Raw genomic sequence first — 18,654 nt, 5'->3', positions numbered from 1 at the left:
GGCTACTGGGCGCCGACGCTCACGACGGGCGCACCGACCGTGCCGGGATCGGCGTGTCCGATCTCGGCGGCGATGCGGTTCGCCTCCGTGATGAGGGTCTCGACGATCTCCGATTCGGGCACGGTCTTGATGACTTCGCCCTTGACGAAGATCTGGCCCTTCCCATTGCCGGAGGCGACGCCGAGATCTGCCTCGCGTGCTTCTCCGGGACCGTTGACGACGCAGCCCATGACGGCGACGCGCAGGGGCACGCTCATGCCCTGCAGGCCCTCTGTCACTTGGTCGGCGAGCGTGTACACGTCCACTTGCGCGCGGCCGCAGCTGGGACACGAGACGATCTCGAGCTTGCGCTCCCGCAGGTTGAGCGACTGCAGGATCTGCAGCCCGACCTTCACCTCTTCTGCGGGCGGTGCGCTCAGCGAGACGCGGATCGTGTCGCCGATTCCCTCGGCGAGCAGGATGCCGAAGGCGGTGGCGCTCTTGATCGTGCCCTGGAACGCCGGCCCGGCCTCGGTGACGCCGAGGTGCAGCGGCCAGTCCCCGCGCTCGGCGAGCAGCCGGTACGCCTTGACCATGACGATGGGGTCGTTGTGCTTGACCGAGATCTTGAAGTCGTGGAAGTCGTGCTCTTCGAACAGGCTCGCCTCCCACACGGCGCTCTCCACGAGCGCTTCCGGGGTGGCCTTCCCGTACTTCTCGAGCAGACGCCGATCGAGCGATCCCGCGTTGACGCCGATGCGGAGGGACACGCCGGCGGCCTTCGCGCGACGGGCGATCTCGCCGACCTGATCGTCGAACTTGCGGATGTTCCCCGGGTTCACGCGAACGCCCGCACAGCCGGCGTCGATCGCGGCGTACACGTAGTTCGGCTGGAAGTGGATGTCCGCGATGACCGGGATCTGGCTCTTCTTCGCGATGATCGGCAGCGCCTCGGCATCGTCGCGGCTCGGCACGGCGACGCGCACGATGTCGCAGCCCGACGCCGTGAGCTCGGCGATCTGCTGCAGCGTCGCGTTGATGTCGGTCGTCGGCGTCGTCGTCATCGACTGCACGCTGATCGGCGCGTCACCGCCGACGAGCACCTTCCCCACGGCGATCTGCCGGGACTTCCGACGCGGAGCGAGGGTCTCTGGGGCTTTCGGCATACCGAGGTTCACTGCTGGCACGCCGATAATCCTACGGCCCTGTTGTCGGATCCGGCTGAGAGGACGAGTCGATGAGGTCAAGCAGTGCCTCTCGCACGGCATCGGGGTGCTCGAGGTGCGGCGAATGCCCGCAATTGGGAAGCAGCAGCTCGGCGACCTCCCCGCCCGCGGCCCGGTAGCGCTCGAGCACGCGTCGCGTCTGGCTCACCATCGGCTGCGCGGGAGCCGTGTCGGAGCCCGGCCAGCCGGGAATGACGCCCATTTCGCCGAGCACGTTGAAATCGAACCCCGAGTGGTCGCCGACGATCGCGTCGAGTTCCCCGTGCACCCACAGCACAGGCGGTTTCGTCGGGAGGTCGGCGATGCCGGCGGTGTTCAAGTGGTCAGGGGTCATGGTGTTCAGGATGCCGCGCTCGCCTGGCGCGAACCCGGGCCATGCCTCGCACTCCACCGCGTCGCCGGGGTAGTTGTCGACGCCCGTGGCCGTCGAGAGCATCGACTCGACCCAGAGGTCCTCGTGCTCGCTCGCGTAGCCGGGGGCCACGTACGTTGTGCGGAACACCGTGCGCGGCGATGCGGGCCCGTCTCCCGTATCACCGGCGTTGAGGGCCGCGATGAAGTCAGGGTTTCCGCCGCCTCCGCCGCTTCCCGCCGCGCCGTTGAGGATGCGTCCCTCGGCGTCTGTGCCGCCGAACCCGTACGGCGAGACGGGCGACTGAAGCGTCGCGCTCAGCACCCGGCACGCGTCGTCCTCGGCATGCTCGAGCATGTACTGCATGACGATGCCGCCGCCCATCGACCAGCCGTAGAAGTGCGCCGCCTCGATATCGAGCGCGGCGAGCACCTCGGCGATGTCGTCGCTGAAGTCGCCGAGCCCGCGCGTCGCGTCGACGGGACGCACGTCGGAGTCGCCGAAGCCGCGCAAGTCGATGGCTATCGGCCGCACGGTCTCCGGCAGCGCGAGCATGAACGGCTGCCAGAACAGGCTCGAGGAGACGTTGCCGTGGATGAAGACGACGACGGGCGCGTCGCTGCCGGCGTCCCGCTCACGCTCGAGCACGTTGCTCGTCAGCCGCTGTGTCGTCACGGTGCGGGAGGCGATGCCGTCGAGAAGTGTGGACATGGTCCTCTCCTGGTCTCAGTCCAGCGCGATGCGCAGCGGCGGCTCTGTCGCTGCGATGACCTCGTCGGCTGTCACGCCGGGGGCGAGCTCGACGAGAACGAGGCCCTCGTCGGTGACGTCGACGACGGCGAGGTCGGTGATGATGCGGCCGACCACGCCCTTGCCCGTGAGCGGGAGGGAGCACTCGTTCACGATCTTCGGGCTGCCGTCTTTCGCCGTGTGGGTCATGAGCACGATGACGCGCTTGGCGCCGTGCACGAGGTCCATGCCGCCGCCAGGGCCCTTGACCATCTTTCCAGGAATCATCCAGTTCGCGAGGTCGCCGGCGCCGGAGACCTGCATGGCGCCGAGGATGGCGGCGTCGATCTTGCCGCCGCGGATCATCGCGAAGCTCGTCGCCGAGTCGAAGAACGCGGTGCCCGGCAGCGTCGTCACGGTCTCCTTTCCCGCATTGATGAGGTCGGGGTCGACCTTGTCCTCGGTCGGGTAGGGGCCGACGCCGAGGATCCCGTTCTCGGACTGCAAGGTCACGGTGACGCCCTCGGGCACGTAGTTGGGCACGAGCGTTGGCAGCCCGATGCCGAGGTTCACGTAGGCGCCGTCTTGCAGCTCCTGTGCCGCGCGCGCGGCCATCTCGTTGCGTGTGAGTACCATGCTCAGGCTCCTTCGCTCTCGCGGACTGTTCGGCGTTCGATGCGCTTCTCGATGTCGGAGCCGACCTCGACGACGCGGTGCACGAACACGCCGGGAAGGTGAACGGCGTCGGGATCGATCTCGCCGGGCTCGACGAGCTCCTCCACTTGCGCGATGCACACTTTGCCCGCCATGGCGGCGAGCGGCGAGAAGTTGCGTGCGGACTTGTTGAAGACGAGGTTGCCGTGCCGGTCGCCGCGCAGGGCGTGCACGAGCGCGAAGTCGGTCGAGATCGCCTCTTCGAGCACGAACGTCTTCTCCTCGCCGTCGACGGTGAAGTTGCGCGTCTCCTTGACCGGGGAGGCGACCGCAACAGAGCCGTCCGAGCCGTACCGGCGCGGCAGGCCGCCCTCGGCGACTTGGGTGCCGACACCGGTCTGCGTGTAGAACGCGGCGATCCCGGAGCCTCCGGCGCGCAGCTTCTCGGCGAGCGTTCCCTGCGGGGTCAGTTCGACCTCGAGTTCGCCCGAGAGGAACTGCCGCTCGAACTCCTTGTTCTCACCGACGTAGGAGGAGATCATCTTGCTGAGCCGTCCGGCGCCGAGCAGCAGGCCGAGGCCCCAGTCGTCGACGCCGCAGTTGTTGCTGACGACGGTCAGGCCGCTGCTTCCCGTGTCGAGCAGCGCCGTGATGAGCGCCATCGGGTTGCCGCACAGCCCGAAGCCGCCGACCGCGAGCGATGCTCCGTCGGGAATGTCGGCGACCGCTTCCTGCGGGCTGCCGACGGTCGTGTCCATGGTCATGAGCGCACCTCCGTTGCTGCATTTGTCGTGAGCGACGCGAGCTGGTCCCGAAGCGCTGCCGCGACGGCATCCGCTCCCCTCGCGCCCATCACGATCGTGTAGTGGTTGACATCCTCGATGATGCGAGGGCGAAGTCGCGGAATCGCCGAGCGCCAGCGGTCGAGATCGTCGCTCGCGTACAACGGTACCGGCTCATCCTGCAGCCCGCGGGGCGCGGCGAGCAGCGGAATCTCGTGCGGCCACGCGTTCAGGTCGTCGACGACGCCGGCGTCGCGGGCGAGCCACAGCGAGTCCTCGAGCATCGCCTCGGGCACTGTCGACGGCCGCAGCCCGTCGGGGCTGTCGATGAGGTCGTAGTCGACGTAGCGCTCGATCGAGTCGCTCCAGTCGTCGGCGAAGGCCGGATGCCGCTGCCAGAAGTCGCGGTACGCGCTCCGGCTCTCGAACGTCATGCGCAGCCGCTCGGCCGCGGGGCCGAGCAGCGCCGTGGCGTCCTCGGGGGTCGCGGCGGCGGACTGCAGCGGCAGTCCGCCGTCGATGAGCAGCACGCCGCCGACGGCTCCGGGGTGGGCGCGGACGAGCTGCACGGTGACGAATCCGCCCATGGAGTGCCCCACGACGAGAGGGTGGTCGAGGCGGAGCTCCGTGATGAGGGCGGCGACGTCGTCGGCGTGCGTGTCGAGACCGTACGGCCCTGGCAGCGCTCTGCTTCGGCCGCGGCCGCGCAGGTCGGGGGCGATGATCCGCACGTCGGGCAGCCGGGAGGCGAGCTCCTGCCAGGCGAGGTGCGAGGCGGTGATGCCGTGCAGGGCGACGACGGCGCGGCCGGCGGCGTCGGGGTTCCATTCGCGCACGGCGAGACCGCCGCCGGTGACGGGCACGGTTCGGGTTTCGGTCATCGGGCGCTCCATCCGCCGTCGAGGAGGAAGTCGCTTCCCGTCGCCATTGCGGCGTCATCGCTTGCGAGCCAGCCCACGAGCGAGGCCACCTCCTCGGGCTCGACGAGGCGCTTTATCGCCGTCTCGGTGAGCATGATCTTCTCCACGACCTCGCTCTCGGGGATCCCGTGCACGGCGGCCTGGTCGGTGATCTGCTTCTCGACGAGCGGTGTGCGCACGTACGAAGGGTTGACGCACGTGCTCGTCACCCCGTGCTCGGCGCCCTCGAGGGCGATCACCTTCGAGAGCCCCTCGAGCCCGTGCTTCGCGGTGACGTATGCCGACTTGTACGCGGACGCTCGCACACCGTGCGCAGAGGAGATGTTGATGATGCGCCCCCAGCCGCGCTCATACATGCGGGGCAGCGCGGCGCGCACGAGCAGGAACGGCGCCTCGAGCATGAGCCGCATCATGAAGCGGTAGCGCTCGGGGTCGAACTCCTCGATGGGGGCGACCGTCTGCACTCCCGCGTTGTTGACGAGGATGTCGACGTCGAGGCTCAGCTCGTCGAGCGCCGTCGTATCGCTCAGATCCGCGACCCATGCCTCGCCGTCGATGCGCCGGGCGAGCTCGTTTGCGGCATCCGCGTTCACGTCGGCGATGATGACGTGCGCGCCGCGGGCGGCGAACATTTCCGCGCACGCGAGGCCGATGCCGCTCGCGGCGCCCGTGACGAGGGCGCGCTTGCCTTCGAACGAACTCATGAGAGTGCTCCTTCCGTGTGGGTGCCCGCGCTGTTGTCGCGCGTGCCAAGCCCGCCTTCGATGAATCGCATCATCTGCTCGAAAACCTCGTCGGGGATCTCCCGCGTGCCCGAGGCGTAGGGATCGTCGTCCGCGCCCGGTGAGGCGGCGTCGTCGCCCCACAGCACCCAGCGCATGCCGATCATCTCGCCGATGCCCATGAGCGACCAGGCTGCGACGGCGGGGTCGATGTCGCCGACCTCTCCCCGGCCGCGCGCCTCGGTGAGCCCGTGGATATAGCCGGCGACGATGCGCGTGTAGTGCATGCGCATCGCGCCGGGTGACACGAACTCGGCCTGCCGGATGATGCGGTACAGGGCCGGATGCTGCGCCGTGAACTCGAAGAAGGCCCGGAATCCGGCACGCTCCGATGCCGCTCGCGTGTCGGCCGCGACGGCCGCCGAGGTCATCGCGTGGCGCACCCGGCGGTTGAGGTCCTCGACGACTTCGTTGAACACTTCGAGCTTCGAGGCGAAGTACAGGTAGAACGTGCCCTGGCCCACTCCCGCGGCGTCGGTTATCCGCACGATGGACGCGTCGTTGTAGCCGAGTTCGGCGAAGACGGTCTCGGCGGCGCGCACGATCGCCTCCTTCGTGCGGGTGCCGCGTGCGGTTCTCGGTTGTGCGCTCATGCTGTCGTCGATTCGTGCGTGTCCGAGCGGGCCGCGTGCCGGGCTGAGAGCTCGCGTCGGACGATCTTGTCGGAGGACGATCGCGGGATGCGGTCGATGAAGAGGATCTGCCGGGGCACCTTGAACGAGGCGATGTGCTGCCTCAGCCAGGCGGTGAGCTCTTCGGCGTCGGTGGCGACTCCGCGGCGTCGGACGACGTAGGCGACGCCGACCTCGCCCCAGCGTGCGTCGGGCACGCCGATCACGGCGACGTCGGCCACGGCGGGGTGGCCGAAGAGCGCGCTCTCGATCTCCGCCGGCGCGATGCTCTCGCCTCCGGAGATGTAGATGTCCTTGATGCGGTCGATGACGCGGACATAGCCGTCATCGTCGCGATGCACGAGATCGCCGGTGTGCAGCCAGCCGCCGCGCAGAGCGTGAGCCGTCTCTTCGGGATCGTCGACGTAGCCCGCGAAGACGCCGGGGCCGCGCACGATGAGCTCTCCCGTGGCGTTGCCCGTGAGCCGCTCTCCCGTCACAGGGTCGGCGACGGCGATGTCGACGTGCGGGTACGGCTTCCCGGCGAGGCCCGCTTTGCGCTTGGCGTCCTCGTCGGCGAGGCACAGCACGTTCGGCGACGCCTCGGTCAGACCGTAGCCCTGCGTGAGCGCGACGCCGCGGGAGTGCCAGGTCCGCAGGAGCGGCTCGGGCATCGGCGCGCCACCGACGATCGCGTGGCGCAGGCTGCTCAGATCGGTGCGCTGGAAGTCGGGGTGCTCGGCGAGGAACAGGTAGTTGGCGGGAACTCCCATCATCGTCGTGATGCGCCGTTCGGCGATGAGCTGCAGCACACGTCCCGGGTCGAACGTGCGCTCGAGCACGACGGTCGCGCCGACCCACCAGGCGAGAAGCGGCTGCACGTTCCAGCCGCCGACGTGGTACTGCGGCATGACTGAGAGCACGACGTCGTCGCCGGAGATCTCGGCGGTGCGCGACAGAGCGAGGTTCGTCCAGAAGCAGTTCGCGTGCGTGAGCACAGCGCCCTTCGGCCGCCCGAGGGTTCCGGCCGTGAAGATGATGAGAAGCGCGTCATCGTCCTCGACGGGACGAGCGCTCGCGGTGCGACCGTCGCTGCGGCGGGCGCGGGGCACTTCCGTCTCGACGCCGCGCGCGCCGAGCCCGGTGCGCACGGGCGGAACGGGAAGCCGTTCGAGAGCGGCGCCGCCGAGCGCGCTGAACTCGTCCTCCACGAGCAGGAGCTCCGGGCGCGCCCGTTCCAGCTGCTGAGCGAGCTCGGCGGGCGACAGTCGCCACGACAGCGGCACGAGCACGAGCCCCGAGAGCGCGCACGCGAAGAAGACGACGACGTGATCGCTCGAGTTGCCGGTGATCGTGGCGATGCGGTCGCCGACGCCGTACCCGGCGTCCCGGAACCGGTCGGCGAGTGCGACGGCTCGCCGGTGCAGCTCGCGGTAGCTCAAGCGGACGCCGCGGTCGTCGATCGCGACGCGGTCCCCCGTCGCGATGGCACGATCTTCGATCCACCGTCCGATTGTGTGAAACGAGGTCATCGCAGCTCCTCCTCGAGTACGGGCTCCTTCCGCGCCGTTCGAACCTCGCGTGCCGCTCCGGCGATGCCGCCCGGCAGGAAGATCACGACGAGTATGAAAAGCGTACCGAGGATGAACAGCGGTTCCGAGAGCGGGATGCGCAGCACGGCGGGCAGCTGATCGATCCAGTCGGATGCCGCGAGCGCCGTGAGCCGCTGGTCGAGGATCGTGTACACGACGCCGCCGATGACGGCGCCCCACCGGGAGCCGACGCCGCCGAGCACGACGATGACGAGAATCGTGAGCGTGAGGTCCGTGGAGGCCGCCCGTGTCGTGACGCCGGACTGCAGCACGATGTAGACGATTCCGACGACCGACGCCAGCACAGAGGCGACGACGAACGCGCCGAGCCGGATCGTGAACGGCTGCATGCCGAGCACGCGCACCCGCATCTCGTTCTCGCGGATGGCGACGGCGACGTGTCCCGCGCGCGACTTCTCGAACCAGAGCACGACCGCGAACACGACGACGAGAACCGCGAGGGAAAGCCAGTACAGGTTGCGCGTGTTGAAGACGCCGATGAAGAAGTCCGGCACGTGCTCGGTCGCGAGCGAGAGGCCCTCGTCACCACCGGTGATGCCGGAGTTTCGCCGGATGAGCACGGAGCCGGCCTGCGCGAAGGCCAGCGTCACCATTGCGAAGGAGATGCCGGTGACGCGGAGGCTGAGCGCGCCTAGCACTGTCGCGACGACGAGGCCGCCGGCGACGACCAGCGCGATGGCCGGCAGCAGGCCGAACGGCGTGCGCTCGAGCACGATGCCGAGTCCGTACGCCCCGATGGCGTAGTACAGCGCGTGTCCGAAGGAGAGCATGCCCGTCACTCCGAACATCAGGTGGTAGCTGAGCGCGAGTCCCGACATGAGCATGGCGAGCGCGAGCAGCTGCAGCGTGCCCGGCGTGTAGGTGGGTCCGGGGAAGACTCCGGGCACCGAGATGTTGAGAAGCGGAAGCACGGCGGCGACGACGAGGACGAGGACGCCGATCAGGATGCGGATGCGTGAGGTGGTCATGCCTTCACTCCCATCAGGCCGCGCGGCCGCACCAGCAGCACGAGCGCGAGCAGCAGCACGACGACGAGATCGCCGGTGCCGAAGAGGTAGAAGTTCGCGAACTGCTGCAGCACGGCCACGAGGACGCTCGCGATGGCGGCTCCCGCGAGAGAGCCGAGCCCGCCGATGACGGTGACGATGAACGCGAAGATGAGCAGGGAGGCGCCGAGCTGCGGCGACACGTAGCCGGTGTAGTGCGAGGCGAGAACGCCGCCGAGCCCGGCGGCGGCCCCGCCGATCGCGAACACGAGAGTGAACGCCCGGCGCACGTCGATTCCGAGTGCCGTCACCATTGCCCGGTTCTCCACACCGGCTCGGATGATGAGCCCGTAGCGGGTCTTCGTCAGGAACAGGACGATCCCGATGAGGACGAGGACCGCGCAGGCGATGAGCAGGAACCGGTTGTTCGGTATCGCGGCGCCGAGAATGTTCGTCGTCTGGCCGAGCCAGGCGGGGCCGTTCACGTAGATCGCGTCCGTGCCCCAGATGCCTTCGAACAGCGCGACTGTCGCGAGTGCGAGGCCGACGGTGACGAGCACTTGCTCGATGTGCCGTTCGTAGAGACGCCGGATGAGCACGAACTCGGTCGCCGCTGCGAACAGTGCGCCCACGACGAGTCCGACGATGAGCGAGATGATCAGCGAGAACCAGGAGCCGTCGCCGATGCGTCGGCCGATCTCCCAGCCCGCGAAGGCGCCGAGCGTGAGGAACGAGCCGTGCGCGAAGTTCAGCACGCCCATGAGGCCGTAGATGAGGGAGAGGCCAGAGGAGACGAGGAAGTACACGGCACCGAGCCCGAGGCCGGTGACGAGCAGGAGGATGACTGTGCTCACGCGCCCGCCTCGCTCTCTGCGTGCACGCCGAGGTGGCGTCGGGTGAGCTCCGGGTCGTCGAGAAGCTCGGACGCGGTTCCCGTGTAGACGACGCGTCCGCCGGAGAGGACGATCACGTCGTGCGCGAGCCGGCGAACCACTTGCAGGTTCTGCTCGACGAGCAGCACGGGTGCGATCTGCGCAGCGGATTCGAGCGCGGTCGCCACTTCGGTGACGATCTTCGGCGCGAGGCCCTTCGTGGGTTCGTCCACGAGCAGCAGACGGTTGTCGTTGATGAGCGCCCGGGCGAGCGACACCATCTGCTGCTGCCCGCCCGAGAGCGTCCCGGCCGCCTGGCCCGAGCGCTCGACGAGGTCAGGGAACAGCTCGGCGACGAGCTCGCGTCGGGGCTGCGCGTCCCGTTCGGCGATGCGCAGGTTCTCCGCGACGGTGAGCTTCGAGAACACTTCCCGGTCCTCCGGCACGTAGCCGACGCCGCGCTGCACGATTCGGTGGGTGGGGAGCGACTGAATCTCCTTGCCGTCGAGAACGATGCGCCCGCGACGGGAGATGAGCCCGAGGATTCCCCGAAGCGTACTCGTCTTCCCGACGCCGTTTCGGCCGAGAAGCGCGGTCACTCCGGTCGCGGGCACGGAGAACGACACGTCCTCCGTCACCTGTTGACCGCCGATCGAGGCGGTGAGGTTCTCCACCTCGAGGATGCTGCTTGTCACAGTTGTTCTCCCAAGTACGCACCCTGGACGAGTTCGTTCGACATGACTTCGTCGGGGGATCCGATGGCGAGCAGTCGCCCGTGGTGCATCACGGCGACGCGGTCGACGAGGCCGAGGACGACGTCCATGTGGTGCTCGACCATGAGAATGGTCCTGCCCTGATCCTTGTGCAGGTGCCTGATCACCTCGACGAGGCCGGGCACGTCGGCGGAGCCGACTCCTGCCATGGGCTCGTCCAGAAGCATGACGTCCGCGTCTTGCGCGAGCAGCATGGCGATCTCGAGCTTGCGCTTGTCGCCGTGGGAGAGGCCCGCGGCATCCCTGTCGGCGAGCTCGCTGAGCCCCACCTCGTCGAGGCGCCGGTCAGCGATCGTGCTCGCCTCGTCGCCGCGACGCGGGAACCGCAGGAACGAGGCGACGTGGCCGAGCCGCGATTGAGCGGCGAGGCGCACGTTCTCGTGAACGCTCAGCTCCGGGAACAGGCTCGAGGTCTGGAATGTCCGGCCGAGCCCCGCTCGCGCCCGCTTGTCAACGGGTGAGCGGGTGACGTCCGCGTCGTCGAGGACGACGCGACCGCCGCTCGGCCGGAGCACTCCTGAGATGAGGTTGAACAGTGTCGTCTTCCCGGCCCCGTTCGGCCCGATGACCCCGAGCATCTCGCCCGCTGCGACCTCGAAGGAGACGTCGTCGATGATGTGCGCTCCCCCGATCCGCAAGTCGAGGTCCGAGACGGCGAGCGCTGTCCGATCCGTCATCGTCTGCCTAGCCGGCGACCGGTGGTGCGACGGTCTCGGCGTCCACGACCTTCACGAGCTCGGGGACCCACTTGCCGTCCTTCTGCACGAGCTTCGCCTGGAACATCGGCTGGAGGAGGGCGTGGTCCTCGGCGCGGACGGTCATCGTGCCCTTGGGGCCTTCGAAGCTGAAGCCCTCGAGGGACTTGACCATCGCGTCGACGTCGCCTGCGCCTTCTTCGACGGCGTGGGCGATCATGATTCCGGCGTTGAAGCCGTCCGGCGAGAAGAGGTCGGCGCTCGCGCCGTGCTCGTCAAGGTACGCGTCCATGGCCTTCGACGCCTTGTTGTCCGTCGCGCCAGGGAAATAGTGGTTGAGGAAGTTGATCTTGTCGCTTGCGGCACCGAACGCCTCGTAGGTCGCGACGTCACCGAGCCCGGTCACGACTGTCGTCTTGTCGAACACGCCCTGCTGCTGCAGCGACTCCCACATGGCGCCGCTTGTCGCTCCGGCCCAGGCGACGAACACGAGGTCCGGCTTTGCCGCGAGCACCTTCTGCGCGAAGGGCGTGAACTCCGTCGCGTCCTCGGGGACGAGCACGTCGCTCACGTCCGCGCCCTTCTCGCCGAGCACCGCCTGGACGCCGGCGAGGTTGCCCTGTCCGAACGCGGTGTCCTGAGCGAACACGACGACCTTCTTGCCGCTCGGGTCGCCGATGAAGGTTCCCGCGGTGGCGATGTCCTGGTATGTCTGACGGCCGGAGCGGAACGTGTAGTCGTTGATGCCGGTGATCTGATCGACGGCGGCAGGGCCGGAGATGTAGAGGATCTTGTTCTGCTCCGCCTGCTCGGCGAGCGCGAGCGCGATGCCGGAAACGACGGTGCCGGCGATGATCGTGGATCCCTTGCCGATCGCGTCCTTCGCGAGGCTCACGGCCTTGTCGGCGTCTCCGGCGTCGTCGGAGTAGGTGATGTTGATCGGGTGGCCACCGGCCTTGTTCGTGCCGTCCGTGGCGTAGTCGAGCCCTGCTTCGAGGCCGGCCTTGTACGCGGCGCCGTATGCGGCGAGCGGGCCGGTCTCCGAGTAGATGATCGAGACGTCGACGGCTGAAGCGTCGGCGTCGCCGCCTCCCCCTCCGGCGCCGCCGCCGCTGGCCGAGGAGGGAGCGCAACCGGCGAGGAGCAGCGCCGCCGTAGCGACGATGACCGGTGCAAGATACTTCCTTGTTTCTCGCATGGGAATGCCTTTCGTAGGTGACACACTGTGCGTGGTGCTGCTTCGATGCAAAACCTGACAGGTGGTTCAGGTGTCAGCTAAGCTATTCCCAATCGCGGATCCGTGTCAAGCTTGACGGGTACCGCACTCGACAAAGGAGTCTTCCATGACCGAACGTGACGTCGTCATCCTTGGCGGAGCCCGCACCCCGTTCACCCGGCTGCTCGGCGCCCTGGCGAGCCTGAGTGCTGTCGAGCTCGGCACGGTGGCCATCACCGCCGCTCTGCGCAACGCGGGCGTCGACGCCGACAAGGTCGACCAGGTCATCATGGGGCAGGTGCTGCAGGCCGGCGCCGGCCAGAACCCGGCACGGCAATCGGCGATCGCGGCGGGAATCGGCTGGAACGTGCCCACCGTCACGATCAACAAGGTGTGCCTCTCGGGGCTCGCCGCCGTAAGCGACGCCGCCCGGCTCATCCGCAGCGGCGAGGCGACCGTCGTCGTCGCTGGCGGGCAGGAGTCCATGACGAATGCGCCGCACGTGCTGCCCGGTTCCCGAAAGGGCTTCAAGTACGGCGACGCCACGATGCTCGACACCGCCGCCTTCGACGGGCTCACCGACGCCTTCGATAAGGAGTCGATGGGGTCCTCGACCGAGAGGCACAACGGCCGCCTCGGCATCACACGGCAGGAGCAGGACAGAATCGCGTTCGGTTCGCACAACAGGGCCGCTGCCGCCATCGCCGATGGCGTGTTCGCGGACGAGATCGCTCCTGTCGAGGTGAAGGGACGGCGCGGTGCCGTCACCGTCGTCGACACCGACGAGGGAGTGCGGGAGGATTCCACCGCCGAGACCATGGCCGCGCTTCGACCCGCCTTCAGCGCGGACGGGACGATCACCGCGGGGAACTCCTCACCGCTGAGCGACGGCGCGGCGGCTCTCGTGGTCGCCGATCGCGAGTGGGCGGAGAAGAACGCGCACTCCTGGCTTGCCATCGTGCGCTCCCCAGGCCAGGTCGCCGGGCCGGACAATTCGTTGCACTCGCAGCCCTCACGAGCCATCGAGCACGCGCTGAGTCGTCAGGGCTGGCAGGTGTCTGACCTGGACCTGGTCGAGATCAACGAGGCCTTCGCCGCCGTGAGCGCGCAGTCGATGCGAGACCTCGGATTGAGCGACGAAAAGGTGAACATCCACGGTGGTGCCATAGCGATCGGTCACCCGATCGGCGCGTCCGGCGCCCGTCTCGCGCTGCACGCGGCACTCGAGCTCTCTCGCCGCGGCAGCGGGCGCGCGGCAGTGTCGCTGTGCGGCGGCGGCGGACAGGGCGAGGCGCTTCTCCTGGAGCGCTAGCAAGGCGTTCACGGGCGACGGGGCGCCGCCGGCCGCTAAGCGCCGGTCGGCGGCATCCGATCGTCACTCGCGAGCGTTCGCGCGGAGCACTTCGAGCCGAGCACGATACTCCGTCTCGTCGATGTCGCCGTTGGCGTAGCGCTGCGCGAGCGTCGACTCCGCGCTGCGCACGGGCGAGTGCTCCTCCTGCCAGGCGCGCCACGCGCCGCGGCGGCGGCGGAACACGAACGTGAACAGCAGTGCGAGCACCACGATCCAGGACAGCGGGATCAGGAGAAACCACCAGCCGAACCCGGGGCCGGCGACCCAGGGGCCGTGGACGGCGAGTGCGGTGGCGAGGGCTGAGGTCAGCATGATTTCCTTTCACGCGGCCCGCTCTGGGCCGTCTCCACCAGACTCCTCGCGGGGCGCTCGCGGCGCGTCTGCCCGCGGGAGGCACTTGCCGTACTCCGGGAGGAGCAGGTCAGATCGCGCCGGGGCGCACCAGGCCCGTCTCGTAGGCGGCGATCACGAGCTGCACGCGATCGCGGGCGCCGAGCTTGCCGAGAATGCGTGACACGTGCGTCTTGGCCGTGAGCGGGCTGAGGTACAGGCGTGCGCCGATCTCCTCGTTCGTGAGGCCCTCGCCGACGAGGGCGAGCACCTCGCGCTCGCGGGTCGTGAGCGCGTCGAGTGACGGCGCGCGGTCGGGGCGGATGCTGCCGGCGACCCGTTCGAGCAGTCGCTTCGTCACGGACGGCGACAGCAGCGCCTCTCCCCCGGCGGCGACCCGCACCGAGCGGATCAGCTCGACCGGCTCCGTGTCCTTCACGAGGAAGCCGCTGGCTCCCGCCGCGATCGCCCGGGCGACGTATTCGTCGAGCTCGAACGTCGTGACGATCACGATGTGGCAGTCCTCGAGGCCGGGCGTCGCGACGATGCGCTCCGTCGCCGACAGGCCGTCGCCCGACGGCATCCGGATGTCCATGAGCACGACATCGGGTCTCTGCTCGGCCGCGAGCGCGACGATCTCGTCGCCCGTGCTCGCCTCGCCGACCACCTCGATGTCGGGCTCGGCCGAGAGCAGCGCCCGGAATCCAGCGCGGATCAGCTGCTGGTCATCGGCAAGGGCGACGCGGATCATCGGGTCTCCTCCCCCACGGGAAGCGTCGCGGTGACGGTCGTGCCGCTCGCGGTCGCGGAGATCTCGAGCCGCCCGCCGAGCTGCTCGGCGCGCTCGGTCATGCCGAGAACGCCGTTGCCCGGCTCGATCGGGCCACCGCGGCCGTCGTCCGCGACGCTCACGACGAGCATGCCGGCCTCGCGACGCACGGTGATGTGCGCGGCGGTCGCGCGGGCATGTCGGACGACGTTCGTGAGGGACTCCTGCACGATGCGGTACGCCGCCTGCTGCACGGTGTCGGGAACGCGACCGACATCGATGGCGTCGAGCTGCACCGTGATGGCGGTGACGGATGCCGCCAGCTGCGGCAGCTGCGCGAGTCCCGGTGACGGCGCGAGCGGCGCGTCGTCTCCCCTCAGCACGCCAAGCACGCCGCGGACGTCGTCGAGAGCCGCCTTGCTCGTCGCCTTGATGTTCTCGAGTGCGGTGCGGGCCTGCTCGGGCTGCGCGTCCATGAGGTGCAGGCCCACGCCGGCCTGCACCGAAATCTGGGAGAGCGAGTGCGCGATGACGTCGTGCAGCTCGCGGGCGATGCGCACGCGCTCCTCCTGCTCTGCGCTGGCACGCTGCTCGCGAAACCGGCGTCGCCGCTCCTTGGCCCGCTGCCGACGCACTCTCGCGCCCTCGGCGATGCCGCAGAGCACGATGAGTCCGAGCGTCGTGCCGACGATGCGCCCGGGATGCCACAGCACTCCGGAGAGCCCGCCCAGCAGAAGCGCCACGCTCCACCCGAGCGCGAGCGACGCGTACACCCAGACGCGCGCGCCCCGCACGATGCCGAGCACGACGCCGAAGAGGAGCGCGAGCGGAAGCGGCTGAAACGCGGGCGGAAGCAGCAGATCCACAACCGCCGCCGCGACCGTCACGGTCGCGACCGGGCCGGGAAGGCGCCTGGCGGCGATGAGCGCGAGCGGCCCGGCGACGGCGACGAGGAGCGCGACCGCCCACGTCGCGGCCGAGCCCGGGCGCGTCCAGGCGAGGATGCCCACGGTGCCGAACAGCTGCACGACGAAGCTGAGGATGACCGGCAGCCACAGGCGCACGGCCGGCGGCATCCGGAACCGTGGCGGTTCGTCGATGGCCGAGCTCGGGTAGGGCATACCCGAAAGGCTACGACCTGACGGTCGCCTGCCGCGTCCTCCCGTCGGGGGAACGGCTACTCCCTGCGGAGTACGGGGGCACGGCGAGCGCCTACAGTGGAGCAGTGAGCGACGAACCGATCTCCCCGCGCCGGGCGGGCCTCGGCATCGCCGCGCTGAGTCTCGGCACGCTGCTCAATCCGCTGAACTCGTCGATGATCGCCATCGCCCTCGTGACCTTGCGCGAGTTCTTCGGTCTCGACGTGCTCACGGTGACGTGGGTGATCACGGCGTTCTATCTCGCGTCGGCGGCGGGTCAGCCGCTCATGGGTCGGCTCGGCGACCGATTCGGCCCGCGCCGGCTGTTCGTGTTCGGCATGTGCGTGGTTGTCGTCGCGTGCGCGCTCACGCCGTTCTCGCCGAACTTCGCGTTCGTGTGCGCCGGGCGAGTGCTGCTGGCGATCGGGACGGCGAGCGCGTTCCCCTCCGCCGTCTCGCTCCTTCACCCGATCACGTCACGCTCGGGGCTCAGCTCTCCGCGCCTGCTCGGCCGCATTCAGGTCGCCAACACGGCGGGAGCCGCGATCGGCCCGGTGATCGGCGGCGTCCTCGTGACGACCCTCGGCTGGCAGGCGATCTTCTGGATCAACGTTCCGCTCGCGATCATCGCGCTCGTCGGTGTGCGGCTTCTCGCGCCGGCTGACGCTCCACGCGACAAGGCTCCCCTGTCGACGACGCTCGCGCAGTCCGACATTCCCGGCATCCTCGCGTTCACGGGGATGCTCGTGTCGCTTCTCGTGTTCCTGCTGCGCATGCCGACACAGCCGCTGTGGTGGCTGCTGGCCGCCGCGGTGGTCTGCGGTGCTCTGTTCGTCTGGCGGGAGCTGCGCGGCCGGCATCCGTTCATCGATCTTCGGATGCTGGCGGGCAACCGTTCCCTCGTCATCGTGTACGCGAGCTTCGCGCTGTTCAATCTCGTCTACTACTGCGCGTTCTTCGGGCTGCCGCAGTTCCTTGAGGAGCACGGCGAATACCGTGCGGATGCGACCGGGCTTCTGATGCTGCCGCTCGCGGCTCTCAACGTGCTGCTCACGCCGTTCGCCGCGCGCTTCATCGAGCGACGCGGTGTGCGCGTCACGCTTATCGGCGGCGGCTTGTGGCTCGTCGGGTCGGCGATGCTTCTCGGTCTGCTGGCGTGGAGCACGGCCGCATTCGTGCCCCTGCTGGTGACGGCCGCGATGGGCGTGCCGTACTGCGTCGTCAGCATTGCGCTGAGTCAGGCACTGTACTCGTCAGCGCGCCGGGAGCAGGCCGGTGTGGCGAGCGGGATCTTCCAGACCTCACGCTATGTCGGCGCGATCCTCGCAACGACGCTGCTCGGCATCGCGTTCAGCGACGGTACGAGCCCGGCGAGCTGGCTCGAGGTGACTGTCGTCGCCGCCGTGCTCTCGGCCGTGCTCGTTCCCGTGCTCGCCCTGTGGCGACCGGTCAGCCGAAGAGGTTGACGGGCTTCACGATGTCGGCGTACATGAGCAGCACGCTCATGCCGCCGAGCAGCACGACGACGGTGAAGGTGAGCGGCATGAGCTTCGCCGCGTCGACGGGGCCGGGATCCGGTTTGCGGCGCAGCTTCGCGAAGCCCTTCTTGAGCGCTTCCCACAGGGCGGCGGCGACGTGGCCCCCGTCGAGCGGGGTCAGCGGGATGAGGTTGAACACCATGAGGGCGACATTGAGCGAGGCGAGAATGCCGAACATCGTCTGCGCCTTCGCGACCACGGGAATCGTGTCGAGGCTCGCTACCTCGCCCGCGATGCGCCCCACGCCCACGACGCTGATGGGACCGTTGGGGTCGCGCTCCTGTGAGCCGAACGCGGCTTGAGCGACGGCCACCATGCGCTGCGGCAAGTGCGCGACGATGTTCGTCACGGCCGCGATATTGTCGCCCACCGCGGGAAGCACGGTCGTCACCGGCTGCGGCTTGAACGGCGTCGCCGCCGTGATGCCCACGAAGCCGACGTTCGCCACACGTGTTCCGCCCTCAGCCGTCGCGACCTCGCGCTCGGTGGGGCGCGGTGTGACCGTGAGCGTCTTCTGCTCGCCGTCCCGATCGACGACGACGCTGAGCGCGCGGTTGGGGTTGTCCTGGATGATCTTCGTCGACTGCGTCCACTCGTCGATCGGGGTGCCGTCGATGCTGACGATGCGGTCGCCCGGCTTGATGCCCGCCGCGGCGCCAGGCGACGGCTCGGCGTCCGCCGGACAGCTCGACTGGCTGCTTCCGGCCGGCAGCACGCACTCGCTCACGGCGGCAACAGTCGTGGACGCCGTGGGAACCCCGAATCCGACGAGGACGATGCCGTAGAACAGCACGGCGAGCACGAGGTTCATGGCGGGCCCGCCGAGCATGATGATGATGCGCTTGTAGACCGGCAGCCGGTAGAACGCGCGCTCGTGCTCGTCGCCGATCGTCTCGGCGCTCGCGTCTCGCGCGTCCTGCACGAGCGTGTCGAACATGCGTCGCTTGCCGGTCTCTCCCACCGGCGGCGTCTCGATGGCCTCTTCGATCGCGCCGGCCACGTCGGTCGCGGCGGCGTCCGGGTGCGCATCCGAGAGCTGCTGCACGAAGCCCGTGCTCGAGGCGTGCAGCTTCTCACCCGGCCGGGTCGGCGGGAACATGCCGATCATCGAGATGTAGCCGCCGAGCGGAATCGCCTTGATCCCGTACTCCGTCTCGCCCTTGCGTCGGGAGAAGACGGTCTTGCCGAAGCCGATCATGTACTGCGTCACCTTGACGCCGAACAGCTTCGCGGGAATCAGGTGGCCCATTTCGTGCAGCCCGATGGACACGGCGAGCCCGACCACGATGATCAGGATGCCGAGGATGTACAGCAGCACGGATTCCACATCGGAA

General features: G+C 68.9%; 19 protein-coding genes. 2 read left to right on the top strand and 17 right to left on the bottom strand.

Translation table 11 applies throughout. From position 1 onward, the window contains the following. Positions 1-2: 2 nt before the first annotated feature. From ispG to BLV49_RS12375, 13 genes are read right to left on the bottom strand one after another with little or no spacing between them, the layout of a single operon-like run. A complete protein-coding gene (gene ispG / locus BLV49_RS12435) occupies positions 3-1,145 on the bottom strand; it encodes a flavodoxin-dependent (E)-4-hydroxy-3-methylbut-2-enyl-diphosphate synthase (protein WP_091184884.1) in 1,143 nt (380 codons plus the stop codon). A gap of 31 nt (positions 1,146-1,176) precedes the next feature. After that, positions 1,177-2,268 carry an alpha/beta fold hydrolase gene (locus tag BLV49_RS12430; RefSeq protein ID WP_091184878.1) on the bottom strand — a complete coding sequence of 364 codons (1,092 nt, stop codon included), beginning with the start codon at positions 2,266-2,268 and terminating at the stop codon, positions 1,177-1,179. A gap of 15 nt (positions 2,269-2,283) precedes the next feature. Then, on the bottom strand, positions 2,284-2,922 hold the full coding sequence (locus tag BLV49_RS12425; protein WP_176980837.1) for a CoA transferase subunit B: 639 nt from the start codon (positions 2,920-2,922) through the stop codon (positions 2,284-2,286). Between the two features lie 2 nt (positions 2,923-2,924). Next, positions 2,925-3,704: a CoA transferase subunit A gene (locus tag BLV49_RS12420; RefSeq protein WP_091184875.1), complete on the bottom strand. Its 780-nt coding sequence runs from the start codon at positions 3,702-3,704 to the stop codon at positions 2,925-2,927. Beyond that, entirely contained in the window at positions 3,701-4,603 is a 903-nt protein-coding gene (locus tag BLV49_RS12415; RefSeq protein ID WP_245723645.1) for an alpha/beta hydrolase, read from the bottom strand. Before BLV49_RS12415 ends, BLV49_RS12420 begins: the two co-directional genes overlap by 4 nt. Beyond that, a complete protein-coding gene (locus tag BLV49_RS12410) occupies positions 4,600-5,346 on the bottom strand; it encodes a 3-hydroxybutyrate dehydrogenase (protein WP_091184870.1) in 747 nt (248 codons plus the stop codon). The genes BLV49_RS12415 and BLV49_RS12410 overlap by 4 nt, the downstream gene beginning before the upstream one ends. Further along, on the bottom strand, positions 5,343-6,017 hold the full coding sequence (locus BLV49_RS12405) for a TetR/AcrR family transcriptional regulator (protein WP_091184868.1): 675 nt from the start codon (positions 6,015-6,017) through the stop codon (positions 5,343-5,345). The genes BLV49_RS12410 and BLV49_RS12405 overlap by 4 nt, the downstream gene beginning before the upstream one ends. Beyond that, positions 6,014-7,567, bottom strand: a complete 1,554-nt coding sequence (locus BLV49_RS12400; RefSeq protein ID WP_091184863.1) for a class I adenylate-forming enzyme family protein — start codon at positions 7,565-7,567, stop codon at positions 6,014-6,016. Before BLV49_RS12400 ends, BLV49_RS12405 begins: the two co-directional genes overlap by 4 nt. Continuing rightward, the gene (locus BLV49_RS12395) at positions 7,564-8,616 is read right to left on the bottom strand and encodes a branched-chain amino acid ABC transporter permease (RefSeq protein WP_091184859.1); all 1,053 of its coding nucleotides are present in this window, start codon (positions 8,614-8,616) and stop codon (positions 7,564-7,566) included. The genes BLV49_RS12400 and BLV49_RS12395 overlap by 4 nt, the downstream gene beginning before the upstream one ends. After that, entirely contained in the window at positions 8,613-9,488 is an 876-nt protein-coding gene (locus BLV49_RS12390) for a branched-chain amino acid ABC transporter permease (protein ID WP_091184854.1), read from the bottom strand. The genes BLV49_RS12395 and BLV49_RS12390 overlap by 4 nt, the downstream gene beginning before the upstream one ends. Next, positions 9,485-10,201 (bottom strand): ABC transporter ATP-binding protein, encoded by a 717-nt coding sequence (locus BLV49_RS12385; protein WP_091184850.1) that lies wholly within the window; start codon positions 10,199-10,201, stop codon positions 9,485-9,487. Before BLV49_RS12385 ends, BLV49_RS12390 begins: the two co-directional genes overlap by 4 nt. Then, positions 10,198-10,956, bottom strand: coding sequence for an ABC transporter ATP-binding protein (locus BLV49_RS12380; protein WP_091184844.1), 759 nt, complete (start codon positions 10,954-10,956; stop codon positions 10,198-10,200). The genes BLV49_RS12385 and BLV49_RS12380 overlap by 4 nt, the downstream gene beginning before the upstream one ends. A gap of 7 nt (positions 10,957-10,963) precedes the next feature. Further along, a complete protein-coding gene (locus tag BLV49_RS12375) occupies positions 10,964-12,172 on the bottom strand; it encodes a substrate-binding domain-containing protein (RefSeq protein ID WP_091184840.1) in 1,209 nt (402 codons plus the stop codon). A gap of 145 nt (positions 12,173-12,317) precedes the next feature. Here BLV49_RS12375 and BLV49_RS12370 point away from each other — a divergent pair, with 145 nt between their 5' ends. Next, a complete protein-coding gene (locus BLV49_RS12370) occupies positions 12,318-13,502 on the top strand; it encodes an acetyl-CoA C-acetyltransferase (protein WP_091184837.1) in 1,185 nt (394 codons plus the stop codon). A gap of 63 nt (positions 13,503-13,565) precedes the next feature. On the opposite strand, the gene BLV49_RS12365 is transcribed toward BLV49_RS12370, so the two are convergent. The 3 genes from BLV49_RS12365 to BLV49_RS12355 all read right to left on the bottom strand — a co-directional run bounded on the left by BLV49_RS12365 (position 13,566) and on the right by BLV49_RS12355 (position 15,764). Further along, positions 13,566-13,856: an SHOCT domain-containing protein gene (locus BLV49_RS12365; RefSeq protein ID WP_245723644.1), complete on the bottom strand. Its 291-nt coding sequence runs from the start codon at positions 13,854-13,856 to the stop codon at positions 13,566-13,568. 109 nt (positions 13,857-13,965) lie between these two features. Further along, complete coding sequence (locus tag BLV49_RS12360; protein WP_091184833.1) at positions 13,966-14,625, bottom strand: response regulator transcription factor; 660 nt, start codon at positions 14,623-14,625, stop codon at positions 13,966-13,968. After that, positions 14,622-15,764 (bottom strand): sensor histidine kinase, encoded by a 1,143-nt coding sequence (locus tag BLV49_RS12355; RefSeq protein ID WP_091184830.1) that lies wholly within the window; start codon positions 15,762-15,764, stop codon positions 14,622-14,624. Before BLV49_RS12355 ends, BLV49_RS12360 begins: the two co-directional genes overlap by 4 nt. Before the next feature lie 104 nt (positions 15,765-15,868). Between BLV49_RS12355 and BLV49_RS12350 the strand changes: the two genes are divergently transcribed. After that, on the top strand, positions 15,869-17,248 hold the full coding sequence (locus tag BLV49_RS12350) for an MFS transporter (RefSeq protein ID WP_091184827.1): 1,380 nt from the start codon (positions 15,869-15,871) through the stop codon (positions 17,246-17,248). Here BLV49_RS12350 and BLV49_RS12345 read toward each other — a convergent pair. Continuing rightward, positions 17,232-18,647: a M50 family metallopeptidase gene (locus tag BLV49_RS12345; RefSeq protein WP_091184822.1), complete on the bottom strand. Its 1,416-nt coding sequence runs from the start codon at positions 18,645-18,647 to the stop codon at positions 17,232-17,234. The genes BLV49_RS12350 and BLV49_RS12345 overlap by 17 nt on opposite strands. Between the last annotated feature and the right edge of the window lie 7 nt (positions 18,648-18,654).

Source organism: Paramicrobacterium humi, assembly GCF_900105715.1.
Lineage (GTDB): Bacteria > Actinomycetota > Actinomycetes > Actinomycetales > Microbacteriaceae > Paramicrobacterium > Paramicrobacterium humi.
The sequence above is the reverse complement of the archived record's forward strand: the minus strand, read 5'-3'. Positions and strand labels throughout refer to the sequence as shown.